The organism is Janthinobacterium sp. NKUCC06_STL, assembly GCF_019345455.1.
In the GTDB taxonomy this organism is placed as follows: domain Bacteria; phylum Pseudomonadota; class Gammaproteobacteria; order Burkholderiales; family Burkholderiaceae_D; genus Janthinobacterium; species Janthinobacterium rivuli.
This window is the reverse complement of sequence record NZ_JAHKQY010000004.1, coordinates 298222-317716: the sequence shown is the minus strand read 5'-3', so window position 1 is coordinate 317716 and position 19495 is coordinate 298222. Positions and strand designations below refer to the sequence as shown.

The window sequence follows — 19495 nt, the reverse complement described above, 5'->3', positions numbered from 1 at the left end:
TTTGAACATCGGAACGGACTGAGCCAGATACACAGATGAGCGACGAAAATACGTCCGCGATGTGGCGCAATTCCAGCGCAGATGCGATGCAATCTCACGCCGACATGCACCAGTATAGCCGCGCCGCAGCGCGACTCCAGTCGTTCCCCAGCACGTCTGGATTGGCACTTATTACAAATTCTGGCAAAAAAGCAGGCCTTTTCCCATGGAGTACGTACCGCCCCACTATTACTGTTGATCACTTGCAGCAGTCAGGAGGACGAAGTGGAACCCATCGTGCGGGCCGTGGACATTGGCCGAGGAAATACCAAATTCATTGCAACGGTCAGCGCCGGTGAGGTGCGCTGCGCGATGTTTCCCTCGCAGGCCCACCCATGTGAAACGATCTATGAGCAGGAAACCTGGGGAACAAAACGCCGTACCGTCTGCGTCCCGGTCGACGATTTGAACTATGAGGTCGGGCCAGACGCTCACCTGGCTTCCGACATCTTCAATGCCAATGTGCTGCAGCACGACAGCTACAGTGCAACGCCCGAATATCTGGCTTTGCTACTGGGTGCGCTGCATTACATGCGCCTGGACCGGATAGATCTCCTGGTACTTGGCCTACCCGTGGCCACCTATAAGCTCAAGAAGCAGGTGGCGGCGTTGGAACGCCGCGTGACCGGGGAACACACCCTGGCGGAAGGCAGAAAGATCACGATCGCGCGCGTCAAAGCAATTGCGCAGCCATCCGGAGCCTTGATGTACTGCGGATTGACCCATGGGCGCCTTGCCCAGATGCGCAAGGAGCGCAATCTGATTATCGATCCAGGTCGGCGGACGTTTGATTGGCTCGTGACGCAAGGTATGCAGCAAATTGACAAGCGCAGCCACTCGGTACCGCGTGGCATGTTTGACGTGCTCCACTCGATCATCGAAGGAATCAGCCGAGCCACCGGCTCTCATTACCGGGAATACGACGCGATCGATTTGGCGCTGCGGACGGGAAAGAAACCGGTCATCTTTCAAAAAGAGTACGACATCGCCCAACACCTGCCGCTCGCTCAGAAAATCCCGGAGCAGGCTGTCGCCGAGATGCTGCACTACGTGGGCGACGCTGCTGACATTAAAAATATTATTCTGGTCGGCGGTGGCGCCTTCTTCTATCGAAAAGCACTGAAAACCGCATTCCCGCATCACGAGCTGCAGGAACTCAAGGATCCGATCTTTGCCAACGTCAAAGGTTTTCAGTTTGCTGGAACAGAACTGGCCAAGCAGGTAGACGCTGCATCGGCACGGACAGATGGCACAGAGCCGCTAGACACGGCGACTTAAATCATGGGCACACCCATCACTATCCGTTTGAGTGTAGAGCTGGAGCGCGCGGACAACCCTCCCCTGTATGACGATCTCATCAGGTTTCCTAAGGGACCGCGCCGCGTGAATCGTCTGCGCACACTGGCCTATGCCGGACTGGTAGTACAGCAATCCGGGCAGACCACGTCGACCATGGAAGCACCGTGCCTCAGCAAACCAAATTCTGAACCAAACACGCCGAATCAAGACACCGTCGCCGCCTTGGCATCGATGGAGCTTTTTGGCCCATCAAGAAGCGAATAGGAGTAATCCATGGAAAACGAAGAGCTACTGCGTATCAGTGCTAGCCAACTAGCCGAAATGGGGTTCTGCGAACGCAAGATCGTTTTGGCCGACAGGTTTGGCCCACGCTGCTCGCCCGAACGCGAACAGGCACGGGCCTATGGAGAGCTTCAACACGTGAGGTTCTTCATCGAAACATTGGATTTGAATGCCGCGCCGTTTGCGCCAATTGGCCTGAGAGAGCGCTCAGCTATCGAGGCCAACAGTTTACCTAGACGCCCGACCAAACTCTACAGTTGGTTGAACAAGGTATTGCCAAGAAGCCTATCGGCGGTGCGCAACATGCGCGTTCAAATGGGGCGATCCGTTCGAACGGTTTTTTTGAGACTACGCCAACAACGGTGCTGTTCGCGACATCGACAAGTGCCACAAAGGCGCCAAGCGCGCCTTCGCCTTGTCACACGCATTCATGAAAAAAAATGAACACTTCGACTTATCTATCGATACTCTTGCATGTGAGTTGGGTGCTTCTGTTGCTCTGTGTTGTACGTGGCGTGCGAAGGCATGCCACGTGTCGAACGCGCCCCAGCTGGTTCCCGAACGAATTGCGTTACGCCAGCCTGGCTTACGCAGAGCAAACTTTCTCAATCGACCACCCCATCAAACTCCTGGCGCGTGTTGATCGAGTCTATCGCAACAAAGGAAGACTTACGTTGATGGAATACAAAATCCGAAGTGTGGAGCGCGTGTTCATGTCGGACGTGATCGAACTTTCGGTCCAAAAGATGGTTCTGGAATTGGCAAGCGGCGCCAAGGTGAACGAGTATGGATTTGTCGTTGTTGAGCACCCTGAGATACCTGGGCGTAGAGCCATCAAGGTTTTCTTGCTTAATAACAAACAAATCACGGCATTTTATCACCGCAGAATAGCTTTATTGAGCCAAACGATTTCAGCCGATTACGCGGAATCAATATCGCAGTGTCGCCGATGTGAATTCTTGAAGGAATGCAAAAAGTATCCTGAAAGTACGGTATAGGCCATATGGTGCTCAGAAAATACCCTCTGTGAATGTCCCACGTGAGGATGCTTTCACTGGACAGTCAGAGTTTCTTGCGAGCGATAATAAATGCTATGAACTGCGATTTACTGATATGGCGCATAAAGAAGATGCGGCAGCCTGGCTTTCTCTAAGAGGTCTCGTATTATGAACTCGATGACCGGAACCGGGCGTTTGAACAGCAACAAAAGGGAAACTGAATGGACTTACCTTCCAATGTAAGCAAGCAGATCGACTTGCTATCAGAAATGGGCAATGACCTGGCCGATCAAGGCGAATTCACCCAAGCAGCGGAGAGATGGACGCAGGCCCTTGACCTGCTCCCTGCACCACAGGCTGACTGGGAAGCGTATACCTGGCTGAAAGCCTCCATTGGCGATGCGCTCCACCATCTTGCTGATTTTTCTGCGGCGCGCGAGGCATTATTCGATGCGCTAAATGGTCCTGACGGCCAAGAGAACCCGTTTGTGCATTATCGCCTCGCGCAGACGGAATTAGCCTTGAAAAATGAAGAAGCTGGTATCGCGGAATTGCTTAAGGCGTACATGCTCGACGGTGAAGAGATCTTTACAGAAGAAGAGGACGGGTACATTTTTTTGCAAAAACTTCGGGATGCCGGACTGGTCAGCTCGCAAACATAGTGGATTGTGTCGAGGTGCAACATGCGTAAAGTTCTGATGATCGTCATCGTCATCTTACTAGCGGGCATTGCAGGATTGTTGGCAATGGACCGCTACGACAAGCACGTGGAAAAACAAAGGCAAAAGGCGTTCGACGAAAAGTTTTTGAAATAGTAAATCGGCGAGGGTATGGCCTGCAGCAGATCGGGCGACATACACCTAGACCATCGAGCCGAAAATATCGGTGACTTTGAAAGTGGGAAATATTACCGCTCTGAATACGGAGATATTGTGAAATTCATTAATATCGCATGGATTTAAATCATCGCACTAAATATCGTGGCTTGCGCCGAATTTGTTCCATCACTCAATGGCTTGTTAAAGATCGACACCAATATAGCTGCGCCTTCCCACATACGCCAAGGCAATTTATATCCCAATAGAATTTCAGCCACCACTTACTCCAAAGAATCAGGATGCACGGTACTGCCGATTCATAAAAGTAGCGTCGATGTTGATACGCTTTATGGACGAGCAATGACCCGTTTCGGATTTAAGTCGCCTGAACAGATCACGTTTTACCGAAAAACGGTTGATCGAACTTACTTGGTTGATCAGGGATACAAGCATGAAAAGCAAAGCGGCGCTTTTTACCATTTAGCTCAAACTGTCTCGTCAGGTACACCTGGAAAATCAGGGGCAATGTGGCTCGATCTGACATTTTCTAAAAATGGTTCTGGCAGTGATGTTACTGCCGAATTTTGCTTCGATCCAGTTGATCCAATAATGTCCAGCAACAACATACGCCAACAAATAAGCACTCAAATTCAAGAGATTTTCGGCACCTGACAAGGTGCCAGCAGTGTGGCGCTCGCACACACGCCCATTCCAGGTCTATGCGCATCGCACGGTTCTGGTAGTGGACACGCGTATCCGCATTTGCTCTTTGGGTTTTGTTTGCGGCCGGAAGTAAATAAAAGCTATATCGTAGATATAGTCAGTGCCCTTACATAGCCGATATTCATGTTCTCGCGCAAAGTTACTCGTGCAGTAGAGAGTTATGATGAGGCCAATCATGTCCTGAAAGTGAAAAATGAGAAGGCTGTGCTCGCTGATGTTTATCATCCTGACATCGGGATGCGCAGCCAGCGGGGATCCAGCATTGGATAATTTGGTTGGTCAGAACAGCTTTACTGTCGCCGAACGCTACGGCACGCCCAGCAGCTATCGACATGAGGATGACCTATTGCAGCTCAACTATGGGAGTAAGGCTGCCGGCTGCCGGGTCATTATGTTGGTGGACCAGGCGCAGAGGGTCGTGGGGTGGGCCAGCACTGGCGCAAAGTGCACGAAGCTATCGGACAAACCGACCATACCTTGATTTATCTATGTTTCATGGCCGTTATAGCTGGAGGATCTCAATCCAGTTGTGCTACCTAAGGGCTTTCAACACCATTGGCGAATGGAGGACCTCCAGATGTCCCTCGAATCCTCCAAGATATCCCTTGAGGCGACGCTAAAAATTCTCACGATGATTGGCACAATCGTTGCGTTCTGCTGGGGAGCATATCAGTTTATCCTCACACAGCGGGGCCAAGCTGAAACGCGGCGGATCGAAGCTACCAGGCCATTTCTCGACAGACAATTGAAGCTCTACACGGATGCCACTCAGGCTACCGCCACGATGGCGACATCGGCATCGCGGGACGAAATCGCGGCTGCAAGGAGCAAATTTTTTCTACTGTTCTGGGGCGAACTAGTCATGGTGGAGGACCGTAACGTCGAATCCGCTATGGTCGAATTTAGGAACGCGCTGATCGCAGGTAAAGAAGGACCAGAACTCGAGCAATTATCACTCACACTTGCTCGATCATGCCGCAATTCACTGGCCCAGTCCTGGGGCGTAAAGCAATGGCAGGACCCCCACTCCCCCTTTGAACAACAAAAGCAACAGTTGCCCTAGTACGATACTTCCATGAAAAATTGAGGCACTGAGCCGGTGGTACATGCCACCTCCTTTCAGGATAGAAAGTCGTCGATCCGATTGACCGGCTGATCGGCGATATTGGTTGCGCCGCCCCACCCTACCATTCGATCCAGGGCGAGCAACAGGGCAGTCTGCTGCTCTGCCCCGGCGACTCCTCTCTGCTTTTGTCTGCACCGACCCCGCTGTTTTTGTTGGCAATGCTAGCAGCGCGTAGAGATTTTGGTGAAAAAAAACGGCCTAGACCAAGCTTTCCACCGTCCGTCGCAAAGTTAGGGAACCTAAGACAACGCTCGATAAGATTAGCCCATCCAATTAATCAAAGGGAAACTTATGCGCAGTCGTCTATGGCTATTGCCAGTCCATGCTTCAGGCCACGCGCTACACCTGGGAGCCTTACTGGGAGTAGCGGCATGTAGCGGCCCCGCCCATGCGGGCGAGTCCGACATAGCCGCGCGTATCGCCGGCGGTCTGCGGCAGCGGGTGGACATCGCAGGCGAGCCCACGCAATCCTTCGATATCCAGCAGCGCCTGCGCCGCTATAAGGTCTCCAGCGTCAGCGTGGCGGTCATCCGCGACGGCAAGATCGCTTGGGCTGGCGTCTACCGGCAACCGTCCGCACCTGCGGCCGACACCGACACGCTGTATCAGGCCGCGTCCATCAGCAAGGGCGTGACCGGCGTGCTGGCGCAACGGCTGGCGGGCAGCAACAAGCTCCAGCTCGATAGTCCGGTGGACACCTGTCTGCGGCCGTGGCCCCTACCCGCCGGACAGCAAAGCCCCGAGCATCCGGTGACCTTGCGCAATTTGCTCAGCCACACCGCAGGGGCGACCGTATCCGGATTCCCCGGCTATCCACCGTCGCAGGCGATCCCTACGGACCTTCAGGTAATCAAGGGCGAGCCGCCGTCGCTCACGCCGGCGGTCGCCATCCAGACCATCCCGGGCGCCGCCTATGCGTATTCCGGCGGCGGCTACACCATCGCCCAAGTCGCCATGCAGCAATGTCTGCGCACGCCTTTTGCGGAGTTGATGCGCCAGCAAGTACTGCAGCCGCTGCGGATGCAGCGCAGCACATTCGCGCAGCCATTGCCGGCGGCAGAACACAATCGTGCGCGCGGCCACTACGCCGACGGCAGCGAAGTCGAAGGCGGGGCCTTCATCTATCCCGAACTGGCGGCCGCCGGCCTGTGGACCACGGCTAGCGACCTGGCGCGCTTCGCCATCGGTGTCCAGCGGTCGTGGAAAATCGGCACGGCCTTTCTGAGCACCACCGAGGCGCGCGATCTGCTGACGCCGGCGCTGAACAATTATGCGCAGGGCTTCTTCGTGGTCGGCGATGGCGAGCACAAACGCTTCATGCATTCCGGCGGCAACACCGGCTTCAAGAGCACCTATGCGATGTATCTCGACAGCGGCAACGGCGTTGTAGTCATGACCGACGGCGACAACGGTACCTATCTTGGCGGCGAGATCGTCAAGGCGGTGGCATCCGCCTACGACTGGCCCGACTTCAAACCTCGCCTGGCCCAAGCGGCGCCCCTGGACTTAGCAACGGCCACGCGCCACGTCGGCATCTACCAGCTCGACAACTTCGAGGGCCGTTTCACCAACCGCTACGAACTGCGCTTCGACGGCAAGGACTGGACGATGGTGATGCCTGACATCGGCGCCACCCGGCTGGTGCCGACCGGCAAATCCAGCCTGGTATCTCCCGAGACCGGCGACATCATCGAACTAACTCAGGATGGCGCCCAAGACCTGCTCTTAATCGGGGGGCGCAAGGCCCACCGCAACCCGGATAGCTGAATCGGCAACGGTAGCGCCAACTCGGCAAGAGCGTGCGAGGCGGTGCTGGCAAGCTGCGATCACGACGTGCATCCAGACCTGCGCGCAGTGGTCGCCATGGTCGATGGCTTGCATCGTGGCCAAGCGTTAGTACAACAGCGAGACCGCCGGCCCGCGGCATGACATCCGCCGTGTTGAGTTGAGCGTGGAGTTGCCAGATGATGGGACACCCCACCGCGAAACGGCGTGTTTCAATCCGTTGGAATCTGCACGGAGATGATGTGCCAGTGCAGGAATTCATTGCCTTACTGGCTAGGCCTGAGGGCGACACCGGCCGCCGTTCGTGCAAGTAGCATCAGCGGTTCTATCGCATTGTCAAAGTGATAGCATAGCAGCTGCTTTAGGTAAGCTACAGTGCCAAAACCATGGAGGGACGACATGCTCAAATTTGCCAGGCCGGTTCAAGGTGCGTGAGTCTCAATTAGCTCTACTATCGCCCTATTTTTGTCGAGCTGTATTAGACGGTCGCAGAAAGCTAGCGAGGTCGCGAGAGCGAATGGCGTTCGTCCAATAGAACTGACATACCTAGATGTTCCTCAATGACGCGTCTCTCTTTGCACTTTCGTACCGCTGTCTCTGTTAATTTTGACAACTCAAGAAATTCATGGACCTTGCAGTTTTTGACGTCCTCAGCATATACTGTTTTTATATACAGTAGTTTTGAGAATGATCAACGACCTCTAGCCAGACGCCATGCTTTTACCCTCCCTTCAACGAACCAGCTCTACCGCATTGGCTAACAGCCCCATGCTGCGTGACGTCTGGCGGGCAAGTGAACTGAGTCGAGCAACAATCAGCACCGTTACTACCGGTCACAGCGTCTTGGATCGTGAGCTTCCGGGCAACGGTTGGCCGCAATCGACCTTCACGGAGTTGCTAGTTCAGCAAACGGGTATCGGGGAAATGCACTTGTTGCGGCCAGTGCTGGCGCAACTGTCGCAACATCGTCGGATCGCCCTGGTGCAGCCGCCGTACTTGCCCAACTCCGCTGCCTGCAAATTCATGGATCTGAGTTGCCCGAACCTGCTCTGGATACGTGCCCCCAGCACCGCCGATGCGCTCTGGTCCACCGAGCAGATCCTGCGCAATGGCAGCTGCGGCGCGGTGCTGTTGTGGCAAGCCAATATTCGCGACGAGGCACTGCGGCGCCTCAATCTGGCGGCGCAGACAACCGAAACGTTCTTCTGGCTGCTCCGGCCGATGAGCGCAGCGGCTGATGCCTCACCTGCACCATTGCGCCTGGCATTGCGCCCGGCCGCCGGCGGCATTTCCGCTCACATTATTAAACGGCGTGGCCCACATCAAGAGGCGCCACTCTTTATCCCGCTGGCTGACATGCCGGCACGTCAACGATTTTTGGACGATCAAAATGCGGTTCTGGTTCAGCGTACACCTCCCACTGTTGCCTCTCGAATGCCTCAGGCCGCGCTGGTGTGAGCCGGGGCCGTATGCGGTGGTCGAGAAAGGCCGCATCATTGCGGTCTCGCAGCATGCCTATGCCGAAGGGGTACGTATCGGCATGCGCCCTGGCGGCGTGGCGGCCGTCTCGCCGGATAGCGTCATCCTGGAGCGCAATATTGAGCGTGAATTGATCACCAGCAATGCCATCGCGCTCGCCCTCCTCCAGTTCACCCCGGAAGTGGCACATGCCGGCGACTTCAGCCTGCTGCTGGACGTGACCGCCAGCTTACGCCTGTTTAACGGGCGAGCCGCCATCAGCCGGCGCATTCGCGCTGCCCTGCAAGCGCTTGGGGTGACCGCGCAGCTCGGCACGGCGCCGACGGCCATGGGGGCCTGGCTGCTGTCGCGCTGGCAGCCGGCCAAACGCCAGATCATTGTGCGGCGCACGGTGCACATGCGCTCACTCGAGCGCCAGCTCGACCGCATGCCCTGCGCCTATCTGCCCAGCACGGCGAATCACCTCGAATGGCTAACGGACATTGGTGCCGATCATCTGGCGGCGCTACGGCGCCTCCCCCGCCCTGGCATCCAGCGCAGGATGAACAAGCACGTGCTCGATGAACTCGACCGCGCCTATGGACTCGCTCCTGAACTGTTTGAATGGATCGCCATTCCCGAGACTTTTTCAGCGCGCATCGAGACTTTTGACCGGATCGAACACGCCGATGCCCTGCTGGACGGCGCCACGGGCCTGCTGCAGCAATTTGTCGGCTGGCTGGTCGTGCGCCAGCAGGCTGTGAGCGTTTTTGTTCTGCTGCTGGAGCACGAGCGCGGCAAGACCGCGATCCCGCCCACGCCGATCGAGATCGGATTGGCGGAGCCGACCTGGCGCGATGAACACCTGATACGGCTGCTGAAGGAGCGCCTGGCGCGCACGGAACTGGCTGCCCCAGTCATCGCCCTGCGCCTGGAAGCGCGACTGCTCACGGCGATGGCGCCACCGACACAAGACCTGTTTCCAGAGCCAAGCGGCAGCCCCGCCGACTACAAGCGCCTACTGGAATTACTCAGTGCCCGTCTTGGCAGCGACAACGTCCTCTCGCCTGTCGAGCATCACGACCATCGGCCGGAGGAAAGCAATGCCTGGGCTGCCGCCACCGAAAAGCGCAAGGCGGTCAACGCCGAGGATGAGGCTTTTGAGCGCCCGTTCTGGCTGCTACCCAAACCCATCCCGCTGCTGCTGCGCGGCGAACGTCCCTTCTATGGTTCCCCACTAAAAATGCTCAAGGGGCCGGAACGCATTGAGGCCGGCTGGTGGAACGATCAAATCGCGGCCCGCGACTATTACATCGCGCAAGGCAGCGACGCGGCCTGCTACTGGATCTACCTGGAGCGTGTCGTGGACGGCCGCTGGTACCTGCACGGCATGTTCGGCTGATCATGGACCAGCCACCAGTTTCCACGCTGCCAGACTATGCCGAGCTGCAGTGCATGAGCCATTACTCCTTCCTGCACGGCGCATCGCCGCCCGATCAATTGGTGGCGCGCGCGGCCCAGCTGGGCTACCAGGCCATCGCCATGGCCGACGAATGTTCCCTGGCCGGCGTGGTCAAGGCGCATGTGGCCGCGAGGGAGTGGAACATCCATCTCATCATTGCCAGCCAAATGAAAGTGACACCGGAAGACGGCACCCCGCCCTTCACGGTGCTGATCCTGGCCATGGACCGCGACGGCTACGGCAACCTAAGCGAACTCATTACCGCTGCGCGCACGCGCGCCGACAAGGGAAGTTACCTGGTGTGGCCACGCGACATCGCCAACCCCAGCGGCCATCTCGTCCACTTAAAAGGGCTGCCTGGCTGCCAGCTCATTCTGTGCCCCAAATATAACGCCCCTTATGAAGAGATCGAGCGGCAAGCCGAATGGCTGGTGCGCAGCGCACCGGGCCGCGCGCGCGTCGCCTTGACGTTGCACCACCGTGCCCAGGATGACCGGCACCGCGCCATGGTCGAAGCCATCGGCGCCGAATTCAGTTTACCTGTCGTCGCCACGGGCGATGTCGTCATGCATCTGCGCTCGATGAAAATTATCCAGGACACCATGACCGCGATTCGTCTGAATACGCCGGTGGCGCAGTGCGGCTATCAGCTGGCCTCGAATGCCGAAGCGCATCTGCGTTCACGTTTGCGGCTGGGTAATCTGTATCCGCGCGACACGCTGGATGAAACCCTGCGCGTGGCCCAGCGCTGCACTTTTTCGCTCGATGAACTACGCTATGAATATCCAGGCGAGATCGTGCCGGAGGGGCAGACCCCGGCCAGCTACCTGCGCGAGCAGGCGTATATCGGAGCGCACTGGCGCTACCCGCACGCGATTCCCGACAACGTCCAAGCGCAGCTGGAATATGAGCTGGAACTGATCGGCGACATGCAATATGAACCCTATTTTTTGACGGTATTCGACATCGTGCGCTTCGCCCGCTCGCAAAAAATCCTCTGCCAGGGGCGCGGATCGGCTGCGAATTCGGCTGTCTGCTACTGCCTCGGCATCACCGAAGTCGACCCCTCGCGCGGCACCCTCCTCTTTGAGCGGTTTATCTCACGCGAGCGCGATGAACCGCCCGACATCGATGTCGACTTCGAACACCAGCGGCGCGAGGAGGTGATTCAATACATCTATCGCAAGTATGGCCGCATGCGGGCCGCTTTGACGGCCGTTGTCATTTCCTACCGCCCGCGCAGCGTGCTGCGCGATGTGGGGCGCGCGCTGGGGGTGGACCTGTCGGTGGTCGACAAGGTGGCCAAGGCATCGCATAGCTGGGGTGGACGTGCCGACCTGCAGCAGCGCCTTACCACTTGCGGACTCGATCCGCACTCCCCGATCGCCGAAAAATGGGCGGCCATTGCCGAGCGCCTGATGCGTTTTCCACGTCATCTCTCCCAGCATCCGGGCGGCTTCGTCATTTCACGCGGCCCCCTCTCCCGCCTGGTGCCGATTGAAAACGCCGCCATGCCCGAGCGCACCGTGATTCAATGGGATAAGGATGACATCGATGAGCTGGGTCTCCTAAAAATCGACATCCTGGCGCTGGGCATGCTGTCGTGTATCGCCCGCACCCTGGCGTTGATCTCGGAACAGCGTGGTGAGCGTTTTGAATTAGGCGATATTCCCCATGAGGATGCCGCTACTTACCAGATGATTTCCAAAGCGGACACCGTGGGCGTGTTTCAGATCGAATCGCGGGCGCAGATGTCGATGCTGCCGCGCATGCAGCCACGCGAATTCTATGATCTGGTCATTGAGGTGGCCATCATCCGGCCAGGGCCGATCCAGGGCGGCATGATTAATCCGTATTTGCGCCGGCGCCAGGGCCTGGAAGCAGTCACCTATCCGAGCCCGGAGATCGAGGCGGTGCTGCGGCGCACACTGGGGGTGCCGATCTTCCAGGAGCAAGTCATGTCGATCGCCATGACAGCGGCGGGTTTTACGGCCGCTGAAGCCGACCGCCTGCGCCGCGCCATGGCCGCCTGGAAAAGAAAAGGTGGCCTGGAACAGTTCGAGGACCAGCTCATGACTGGCATGGCCGATCGCGGCTACAGCATCGAATTTGCCACGTCGATCGTTGGCCAGATACGCGGCTTTGCCGAATATGGTTTTCCGGAATCCCATGCGCACAGCTTTGCTCTGCTGGCCTATGCCAGCAGCTGGCTCAAGTGCCATCATCCCGCCGAGTTCCTGGCCGCCCTGCTCAACAGCCAGCCCATGGGGTTTTATAGTCGTTCCTCTCTGGTGCAGGACGCGCGCCGGCATGATGTCGAGGTAAGACCCGTCGATGTCTGCGCGAGCGGATGGGAAGCCTCCCTGGAGCCGATGGCGGACGGTAGACTGGCGGTACGCCTTGGTTTAAATAATATCAATGGAATGATGAGAGAGGCGGCCTGGCGTATTGAGGAAGCCCGCGCTGCAGCCCCCTTCAAAAACACGCGCGATGTTGCCATGCGCGCGCAACTCGATGCGAGGGATATGAAGGCGCTGGCGTCGGCCAATGCCCTGGTAACGCTGACAGGCAACCGGCGCATGGCCATGTGGGATGCCGCGGCGAGCGTGCCGGAGCGGGATTTGATGCGAGGGACGACCATTGCCGAACCCGTGCTGGAGCTGGCGCCGCCCACGGAAGCCGATGACATCGTGGCGGACTACCGGCATGTCGGCCTGACACTGGGCCGACATCCACTCGCTCTCCTGCGCGAGCGCCTCAATAAAATGCGCTTTGTGCCGTCGGATATCCTGAACACCTTCAGCGATGGCCAGCTGGCCAGGGGCTGCGGCATCGTCACGGTAAGACAGCGACCGGAAACGGCCAAGGGGGTGATCTTCCTCACCCTGGAAGACGAATTTGGCACCATCAACATTATTGTCTGGCCCACGCTGGTGGAAAAGCAACGCGCGGAACTGATGAATGCCTCACTCCTGGGGGTGTACGGAATCTGGCAATCGAAGAGCGGTGTGCGCAACCTGATTGCCAAGCGGCTCGTCGATTGCTCGCATCTGCTTGGACAGCTTGACACGAAGAGCAGGAACTTTCACTAACGAGTGTCCTTTCGCAATTAATGATGGCAACAAAGTGCCTACAGCAATCGTAGCGATTCAATCCGAATCCTCTGCCTGCGACAGTGAGCAGCCAATTCAAAGCATATTTCCCGGCCACGGACACGTGCAGTTTGCCAACCGGTATCCCTGGCGGTCACGTCTTGGACTGTGAAGCATGCGTGCAGGGATCTGGGCAGGCATGAGGACAAGGCTCCGGTCAGCCAAGATTGGCCAAATTGCGAGTGAGATAGTCATTAAACATCGGAACAGTGAATGCGATGTCTCCGTGAGATGGGCTGTAGATCATTCCTTTGCTAATTATCTGGGCACGGCGCGGCCCTAGGCTTTGCGAGGATTCACCGAGCGCGTCGGCCACATCTGAAGAGCGGTATGGCCCGTTCCCTAACCTTGCCATCGCGATGACATACTCGCGCTCTTTCGGCGTTAATCGATCGAAACGCACCTTAAAAAAGCCTTCATCCAGACGCTTCAGGGTGGTTGCTTCTGCCTGTCTTGCGTCATGAAGGGTGATCGTATCCCCGACGGCAAGGTTCCAGGATTGGTGGCCCCATTCCTGTAAAAAGTAAGGGTAGCCTTTGGTTTTAAGGAATATTTCGGTTAGAGCCCCCTCATCGATAACGGCACCTTCTTCATTTACAGGTTGCCGGATGGCTGCCTTGGCATCGACTTCAGACAGGGCACCGACCTCTGGGAAGTGGAATAATCTCTCTGCATAGGATTTGGCTTCGCCAGATAATGCTGCTACTTGGGGTAATCCGGCACCGAAAAACAAGACGGGGAGCTCACTCTGGTTGATCTTGTGGAGCGAAACGATGAGAGCTGCCAGATCCTTCTGGCTAAGGTACTGGAGCTCGTCAATGAGGAGCGTCCAAGCCTTTCCTGCGGCTTTTGCAGCTTCGCCAATACGTACGAACAACTCAGGAAGATCGTTCTCCAGGTCGCCACTGTCTGCTACTCCTACTTCGGGATCGACGGAGATTGACATGTCTCCGTATTCAAAATTGAACACAGCGGCAAAGGATCGTAGCGCACGCAGTGCCTCGTATGCTTTGCCTTTAGCATTGTCGATAAGAGAGAGCTTGCGTAGCACCTGATGTACGCGCGGCAAAAGCAATTCTCCTAGCGGCTTACTTTCCGGCGCTTCGATGCTGGAAGTTAGATGGCCGCGCTCGTTGGCCATGGTCTCAACAGCATTCAGAAGTACGGTTTTACCTACACCACGAAGGCCCAGAAACACTTGAGATCGGCTAGGTCTTCCAAGCAAGGCTCGATCAATAGCCACGCGCGCATCATTGATAATCGCCTGTCGCCCTGCGAGTTCCGGTGGGCGGCTACCTGCGCCGGGTGCGAAAGGGTTTTTTACGGGGTCCATGCAACCTCCATTGATAGGAAATTCTAGTAAAGTATAAGGTCTTCACGTTATACATGCTTATACTTTAGTAGATTTTGTTAGACTTCTATCCTTGTAGAAAGTTCCAGCGGGCTTCTTTTTTCCACCGGTACGGATTAGCATTATTCGGCCATAAGCGATGGCGAAGATGTCATATCCGACTGATGCAGCCGCAGCTGCAGCGAGCTTGTGTTGCAGGTTCACGTCTTGGAGGTTGATAACGATGACGTCGTCATCGTCTACATGGTGAATCGCCACTGCTAGTTTAGCCAGTCCTGATCCATAGTTCTTGAAAGATGAAAAGCCGATGGGTCGTGTTGGGCCTGGGTGTCCTGCCAGGATCCTGGTGTGCGATATCATAGCTGCCGGATCCAACGACGAGATCGGATCTTCCCTACCCCTGGCGATCCCTTGGCACGTTGCAAGACAGTGCCGCCAATCCATAAGCGAGAAAGATCATCATGTTGGATAAGAAATGGTGGCATAACGCCGTCGTGTATCAGATCTACCCACGTAGTTTTCAAGACAGCAATCACGATGGGGTCGGTGATCTGGCCGGAATCATCGGCAGACTGGACTACCTGCAATATCTGGGAATCAACCTGATCTGGCTGTCTCCGGTGTACCGGTCGCCGATGGACGATAACGGCTATGACATCTCCGACTATCAGGATATCGCCGCTGAATTCGGCACATTGGCCGAGATGGAGCAGTTGATCGCAGAGGCGGCCAAGCGCCACATCCGTATTTTGATGGATCTTGTGGTCAACCACACCTCTGACGAGCATGCTTGGTTCGTCGAGGCGAAGAAATCCAAGGATAGCCCCTACCGTGACTACTACATCTGGCGCAATGCAGGCGCCGATGGCTCCCCGCCCGACCAGCAACGTTCGTTTTTTGGCGGCAGTGCATGGGAATACGATGCCGCCAGCGGTGAATATTACTTCCATCTGTTCTCGAAACGACAGCCGGACCTGAACTGGGAAAATCCCCAGGTGCAGGAAGAGGTGCATCGCATGATGAACTGGTGGTTGGACAAGGGCATCGGCGGCTTCCGCATGGATGTGATCGATCTCATCGGCAAACAGGTTGACCAGCAGATTATCGCCAACGGCGCACAACTGCACCCGCGGCTGCAGCAAATGCACCAAGCGACCTTGGCGGCACGCGATGTAGTGTCGGTGGGCGAGACGTGGAGCGCCACCCCGGAGACCGCCAAGCTGTATTCCGACCCGGCGCGTCAGGAGCTGTCGATGGTCTTCCAGTTTGAGCACATCACCATGACCCACGATACCAAGGAGGGGAAATGGAAGCCGCGGCCGTTCGATCTGATCGAGTTCAAGCAGGTCATCAGTAAGTGGCAGAACGCGCTGGCCGATGCCGGCTGGAACTCGCTGTTCTGGAATAACCACGACCTGCCGCGCGCCGTATCCAAATACGGCGACCCCGGCCGCTATCGGGTCGAGTCGGCCAAGATGCTGGCCACCGCGCTACATTTTCTCAAGGGCACCCCCTACGTCTATCAAGGCGAGGAAATAGGCATGACCAATGTACGTTTCGATTCCATCGACGACTATCGCGACATCGAATCGCTCAACCTCTACCACGAACGCACGGCCGCCGGTGTGTCACCGGAGACGATGATGGCCGGCATCCACGCCAACGGACGGGACAATGCACGCACCCCAATGCAGTGGAACAGTACACACAACGCCGGCTTCAGTACTGGCACGCCATGGCTAAAGCTGAATCCAAACTACCCCGAGATCAACGTCGCGGCCACGCTGGAACAACCCGATTCGGTCTTCTTCCACTACCAGAAGCTGATCGAACTGCGCAAGCACTGGGACGTCATGGTTTACGGACAATACCTGCCGTTGCTGGAGCAGCACCCGCAGGTATTCGCCTACCGGCGCAGCTTGGGGAACCAACAGCTGGTTGTCGTCAACAACTTCTCCGGCGAACACGTCGAACTGGACCTGCCGGCAATGCTGCACGGCATTGCCGGGCAAGGCTTGATCAGCAACTATGCCCAGCGTGACAGCTGGACCGACCACCTCAGCCTGCAGCCATACGAATCGTTTGCTATCGCTTATGTGTGTGAGGCAGGGCTCGGGTAAAGCGTTGTTGTGCAATCACATCGAGTCGCGCGATCGCCTGGCTAAATGGCGCTGGGTGATCGAACGCACACTGGGTTGGCTGCACCGCTTCCGCCGATTAGGCATGCGCTACGAACGCCGGGCCGATATCCACCAGACGTTTCTCCCGCTTGTGTGCATACTCATCTGCTGGAGATACATTCAGCGATTTTGTTAGGCGTTCTAAGTGGCCGCTCTAAGGGGCGCTGATTGACTACTTTGGCAATTCTTCATCGTTCGAGAATTCATCGGTGCCATGCTCGATAGCCTGGCGTGTTTTTCGGAGCATCATGTTCCCGATCTCCTTGTCTTTTATTTCATCCAACACGCGCCTCCTAAAATCGTCAAAATCCGTGGCCTCCCGCAGCGCGTGCCACATCGCGTGCACATGCAGATCCACATGTTCAAAATGACGCTCAGTTTTGTTCTCGAACTGGCGGATCATAAGTGGTAATGAAGTGAGGCTCGCACCGCTCCACTCGCGTTGCCGCTTTTCGTCACTGTCAATCGCGTTAGTGGCATACTTGACACCGTATTTAACATCGACTGCGGTCGAGTAAGGCATATAAGAGGACGTACCCAAAGCAATCCTCTCGCAGCTCTTGAGGTAGTTGGCATTCGCAGGGGCGTCCACGAATGCTTGGAGCGCAAGTAGAGCCCATTCAGGACACGAGCGGCTGCTGCGCGCACTAGGCTCCATCAGCCATGCCTGGATAGTCCGATGTGATACCGACTTCTTCGTAATGTCCTGGATCGCAATCGACGCCTGCAGGGTATCGCTGCCGAACTTGTTGTCGACCAGATATCGCATTGCGTTACGGCGCTGCTCCTTCTGAAACGCATCCCAGAATTCGGCACGCAATTTGTGCATAGTTACCGCATCAAATTTCTGCTTCGAGCTAGCCGATGGCATCAGCTCTAAATCATCAATTGTGCTCTGCAATCCTCCGATTTTTACGTTAAATGTTGTATTGGTGTCGGTTTCGGTTGCAACCGTACTTGGATAAACGTATTTCCACGGCATGTGTGCTCCTAAACAGTGATGGCTTGCGCACATTGTGCGCGCACAATGTGCGCAAGTCAACGCACTATTTACTACTTTGCCTGAACCTGCTCCAACGTGTCGAGTGGCATGGGCCAGATTGCTTACTGCGCAATATATCCAGCATTTTAGGAAGGTCTTTGCTTGATGTTGTGGATTCAATCGGTCAACGTCACACACTGCTCAAATCGTTGAGCCGATGTTTGGTAGTTTAGCGTCTTCCTTGTGAGTTCGATGAGATCGTGGATTTTGCGCGCTGGCGGTGGACTTCCAATCACGGCCGGCCTAGCATGGCACTTGCCGACATCACGCCAAAAACAGAAGCTTGCCACGGCCGCTTAACCTCTACTTTTAGCGCGCTCTAAAAATGGGGGGATTACCAATACACGCGATGTTGCCATGCGCGCGCAACTCGATGCGGGGGATATGAAGGCGCTGGCGTCGGCCAATGCCCTGGTAACGCTGACGGGCAACCGGCGCATGGCCATGTGGGATGCCGCGGCGAGCGTGCCGGAGCGGGATTTGATGCGCGCGACGACCCTTGCCGAACCCGTGCTGGAGCTGGCGCCGCCCACGGAAGCCGATGACATCGTGGCGGACTACCGGCATGTCGGCCTGACACTGGGCCGTCATCCGCTCGCTCTCTTGCGCGAGCGCCTCAACAAAATGCGCTTTGTGCCGTCGGATATTCTGAACACCTTCAGCGATGGCCAGCTGGCCAGGGGCTGCGGCATAGTCACGGTAAGGCAACGGCCGGAGACGGCCAAGGGGTGATCTTCCTCACTCTGGAAGATGAATTTGGCACCATCAACATCATCGTCTGGCCCACGCTGGTAGAAAAGCAACGCGCCGAACTGATGAATGCCTCCCTCTTGGGGGTGTACGACATCTGGCAATCAAGGAGTGGCGTGCGCAACTTGATCGCAAAGCGGCTGGTGGATTGCTCGCATCTGCTCGGCCAGCTTGACACGAAGAGCCGGAATTTTCACTAACGCGTGTCCTTTCGCAATTAATGATGGCAACAAAGTGCCTACATCAATCGTGCCGATTCAACTGACTATTGGGATCTTTCAACAAGATATGCTCGACCACGCTCTGTCCCAATATAGCTATATCCTCCGAGGTCGGATGAAAATTCACGTGCAATCATCTTTCTTTTCAAGAGCACATCCAGATTATGCTGAGCCTTCAATCTATGTTCACCAGCAAGAGTGAGAATCATGTCCTCTGAGACAGGCTTCGTTGAACTTGCAATTTCCTTAAGCAATCTTTGCTGCCTATCGTTCAGGGCATCGGTCTCAGACGGGTCTGGGGTAACAGGCTGACTCTTTTCTATAAGTTCATTCAAATCCGCCACTTCACTTTTCAAGCGTGCAATAGTGGCATCTCGCTGTTCTAACTGGGACTCAAATTGAGCAGTTACCTTACGCACATTATCTCTAATTTCCTTTGCTTCTTCTTTTGTAAGCGGGGTTTCATCATCAATCTCTTGTTGTATCTTTTTAAGCGCCCGCTGTTGCTCTCGATTATATCGATAGACAGCCCGTGCAGGGAAAGGATAAAGATATATATAAATTAATGCTGTAACAAGTGGCCCAATCACACAGCGACCGAGCCAAATCCATCCATTTTCGTACAAAGTGGCATCGATCAGATCAAATTTTTTCTCAGGATCCATTGATGATATTGCGACCAATATCAAGCGAGCGTTCCAAGCAATCCAAGAAACGCAGAAGGAAAACATAAGGGGACTTGAAACTCTCTCATAAAGCTGTGCCTTTACCGTTTTAAAAAAATCTTCCACAACTCTCCTCATTACAAA

The 19495-nt window shown here is 56.0% G+C and carries 18 protein-coding genes and 1 pseudogene; 16 read left to right on the top strand and 3 right to left on the bottom strand.

Translation table 11 applies throughout. The features are described from left to right. The first annotated feature begins 264 nt into the window (after positions 1 to 264). The 12 genes from KO539_RS17035 to KO539_RS16985 all read left to right on the top strand — a co-directional run bounded on the left by KO539_RS17035 (position 265) and on the right by KO539_RS16985 (position 13082). On the top strand, positions 265 to 1317 hold the full coding sequence (locus tag KO539_RS17035) for a PRTRC system protein D (protein WP_219310657.1): 1053 nt from the start codon (positions 265 to 267) through the stop codon (positions 1315 to 1317). Between the two features lie 3 nt (positions 1318 to 1320). After that, on the top strand, positions 1321 to 1602 hold the full coding sequence (locus KO539_RS17030) for a hypothetical protein (RefSeq protein ID WP_092715352.1): 282 nt from the start codon (positions 1321 to 1323) through the stop codon (positions 1600 to 1602). A 9-nt stretch (positions 1603 to 1611) separates the two neighbouring features. Beyond that, positions 1612 to 2064, top strand: coding sequence for a hypothetical protein (locus KO539_RS17025; RefSeq protein ID WP_219310656.1), 453 nt, complete (start codon positions 1612 to 1614; stop codon positions 2062 to 2064). Further along, positions 2061 to 2618 carry a hypothetical protein gene (locus KO539_RS17020; RefSeq protein WP_219310655.1) on the top strand — a complete coding sequence of 186 codons (558 nt, stop codon included), beginning with the start codon at positions 2061 to 2063 and terminating at the stop codon, positions 2616 to 2618. Before KO539_RS17025 ends, KO539_RS17020 begins: the two co-directional genes overlap by 4 nt. Positions 2619 to 2839: 221 nt before the next feature. Continuing rightward, positions 2840 to 3280: a hypothetical protein gene (locus tag KO539_RS17015; protein ID WP_219310654.1), complete on the top strand. Its 441-nt coding sequence runs from the start codon at positions 2840 to 2842 to the stop codon at positions 3278 to 3280. Positions 3281 to 3301: 21 nt separating this feature from the next. Further along, a complete protein-coding gene (locus tag KO539_RS30260; RefSeq protein WP_257626325.1) occupies positions 3302 to 3433 on the top strand; it encodes a hypothetical protein in 132 nt (43 codons plus the stop codon). Between the two features lie 201 nt (positions 3434 to 3634). Further along, positions 3635 to 4108 (top strand): hypothetical protein, encoded by a 474-nt coding sequence (locus tag KO539_RS17010; RefSeq protein ID WP_219310653.1) that lies wholly within the window; start codon positions 3635 to 3637, stop codon positions 4106 to 4108. A 628-nt stretch (positions 4109 to 4736) separates the two neighbouring features. Further along, a complete protein-coding gene (locus KO539_RS17005) occupies positions 4737 to 5222 on the top strand; it encodes a hypothetical protein (RefSeq protein ID WP_219310652.1) in 486 nt (161 codons plus the stop codon). 504 nt (positions 5223 to 5726) lie between these two features. Further along, the gene (locus KO539_RS17000; protein ID WP_219310651.1) at positions 5727 to 7052 is read left to right on the top strand and encodes a serine hydrolase domain-containing protein; all 1326 of its coding nucleotides are present in this window, start codon (positions 5727 to 5729) and stop codon (positions 7050 to 7052) included. A gap of 786 nt (positions 7053 to 7838) precedes the next feature. Next, the gene (gene imuA, locus KO539_RS16995; protein WP_257626323.1) at positions 7839 to 8528 is read left to right on the top strand and encodes a translesion DNA synthesis-associated protein ImuA; all 690 of its coding nucleotides are present in this window, start codon (positions 7839 to 7841) and stop codon (positions 8526 to 8528) included. A 16-nt stretch (positions 8529 to 8544) separates the two neighbouring features. Further along, positions 8545 to 9930: a DNA polymerase Y family protein gene (locus tag KO539_RS16990; RefSeq protein WP_374106431.1), complete on the top strand. Its 1386-nt coding sequence runs from the start codon at positions 8545 to 8547 to the stop codon at positions 9928 to 9930. A gap of 2 nt (positions 9931 to 9932) precedes the next feature. After that, the gene (locus tag KO539_RS16985) at positions 9933 to 13082 is read left to right on the top strand and encodes an error-prone DNA polymerase (RefSeq protein WP_219310648.1); all 3150 of its coding nucleotides are present in this window, start codon (positions 9933 to 9935) and stop codon (positions 13080 to 13082) included. A 217-nt stretch (positions 13083 to 13299) separates the two neighbouring features. Here the strand turns inward: KO539_RS16985 and KO539_RS16980 are convergent, their stop codons facing one another. Next, complete coding sequence (locus KO539_RS16980; RefSeq protein WP_141169613.1) at positions 13300 to 14475, bottom strand: ATP-binding protein; 1176 nt, start codon at positions 14473 to 14475, stop codon at positions 13300 to 13302. A gap of 479 nt (positions 14476 to 14954) precedes the next feature. Here KO539_RS16980 and KO539_RS16975 point away from each other — a divergent pair, with 479 nt between their 5' ends. Further along, positions 14955 to 16613 carry an alpha-glucosidase gene (locus KO539_RS16975; protein WP_307789158.1) on the top strand — a complete coding sequence of 553 codons (1659 nt, stop codon included), beginning with the start codon at positions 14955 to 14957 and terminating at the stop codon, positions 16611 to 16613. A 37-nt stretch (positions 16614 to 16650) separates the two neighbouring features. Continuing rightward, positions 16651 to 16809, top strand: a pseudogene (locus tag KO539_RS16970) (transposase); the annotation flags it as partial. Positions 16810 to 16845: 36 nt separating this feature from the next. On the opposite strand, the gene KO539_RS16965 reads toward KO539_RS16970, so the two are convergent. Continuing rightward, positions 16846 to 17655: a hypothetical protein gene (locus KO539_RS16965; protein WP_219310646.1), complete on the bottom strand. Its 810-nt coding sequence runs from the start codon at positions 17653 to 17655 to the stop codon at positions 16846 to 16848. Between the two features lie 417 nt (positions 17656 to 18072). On the opposite strand from KO539_RS16965, the gene KO539_RS30590 reads away from it, so the two are divergent. Both KO539_RS30590 and KO539_RS30585 read left to right on the top strand, forming a co-directional pair. Continuing rightward, entirely contained in the window at positions 18073 to 18447 is a 375-nt protein-coding gene (locus KO539_RS30590; protein ID WP_307789157.1) for a hypothetical protein, read from the top strand. Continuing rightward, positions 18444 to 18665, top strand: a complete 222-nt coding sequence (locus KO539_RS30585) for a hypothetical protein (protein ID WP_307789156.1) — start codon at positions 18444 to 18446, stop codon at positions 18663 to 18665. The genes KO539_RS30590 and KO539_RS30585 overlap by 4 nt, the downstream gene beginning before the upstream one ends. 65 nt (positions 18666 to 18730) lie before the next feature. Here KO539_RS30585 and KO539_RS16955 read toward each other — a convergent pair whose 3' ends face one another. Next, positions 18731 to 19477: a hypothetical protein gene (locus KO539_RS16955; RefSeq protein ID WP_219310645.1), complete on the bottom strand. Its 747-nt coding sequence runs from the start codon at positions 19475 to 19477 to the stop codon at positions 18731 to 18733. Between the last annotated feature and the right edge of the window lie 18 nt (positions 19478 to 19495).

Coding starts and splice junctions, on each gene's coding strand:
- KO539_RS16985 (WP_219310648.1), top strand. CDS start 9,933: ATGGACCAGCCACCAGTTTCCACGCTGCCAGACTATGCCGAGCTGCAG.
- KO539_RS30590 (WP_307789157.1), top strand. CDS start 18,073: ATGCGCGCGCAACTCGATGCGGGGGATATGAAGGCGCTGGCGTCGGCC.
- imuA (WP_257626323.1), top strand. CDS start 7,839: ATGCTGCGTGACGTCTGGCGGGCAAGTGAACTGAGTCGAGCAACAATC.
- KO539_RS17025 (WP_219310656.1), top strand. CDS start 1,612: ATGGAAAACGAAGAGCTACTGCGTATCAGTGCTAGCCAACTAGCCGAA.
- KO539_RS17005 (WP_219310652.1), top strand. CDS start 4,737: ATGTCCCTCGAATCCTCCAAGATATCCCTTGAGGCGACGCTAAAAATT.
- KO539_RS16975 (WP_307789158.1), top strand. CDS start 14,955: ATGTTGGATAAGAAATGGTGGCATAACGCCGTCGTGTATCAGATCTAC.
- KO539_RS17030 (WP_092715352.1), top strand. CDS start 1,321: ATGGGCACACCCATCACTATCCGTTTGAGTGTAGAGCTGGAGCGCGCG.
- KO539_RS17015 (WP_219310654.1), top strand. CDS start 2,840: ATGGACTTACCTTCCAATGTAAGCAAGCAGATCGACTTGCTATCAGAA.
- KO539_RS16965 (WP_219310646.1), bottom strand. CDS start 17,655: ATGCCGTGGAAATACGTTTATCCAAGTACGGTTGCAACCGAAACCGAC.
- KO539_RS30260 (WP_257626325.1), top strand. CDS start 3,302: ATGCGTAAAGTTCTGATGATCGTCATCGTCATCTTACTAGCGGGCATT.
- KO539_RS16980 (WP_141169613.1), bottom strand. CDS start 14,475: ATGGACCCCGTAAAAAACCCTTTCGCACCCGGCGCAGGTAGCCGCCCA.
- KO539_RS17020 (WP_219310655.1), top strand. CDS start 2,061: ATGAACACTTCGACTTATCTATCGATACTCTTGCATGTGAGTTGGGTG.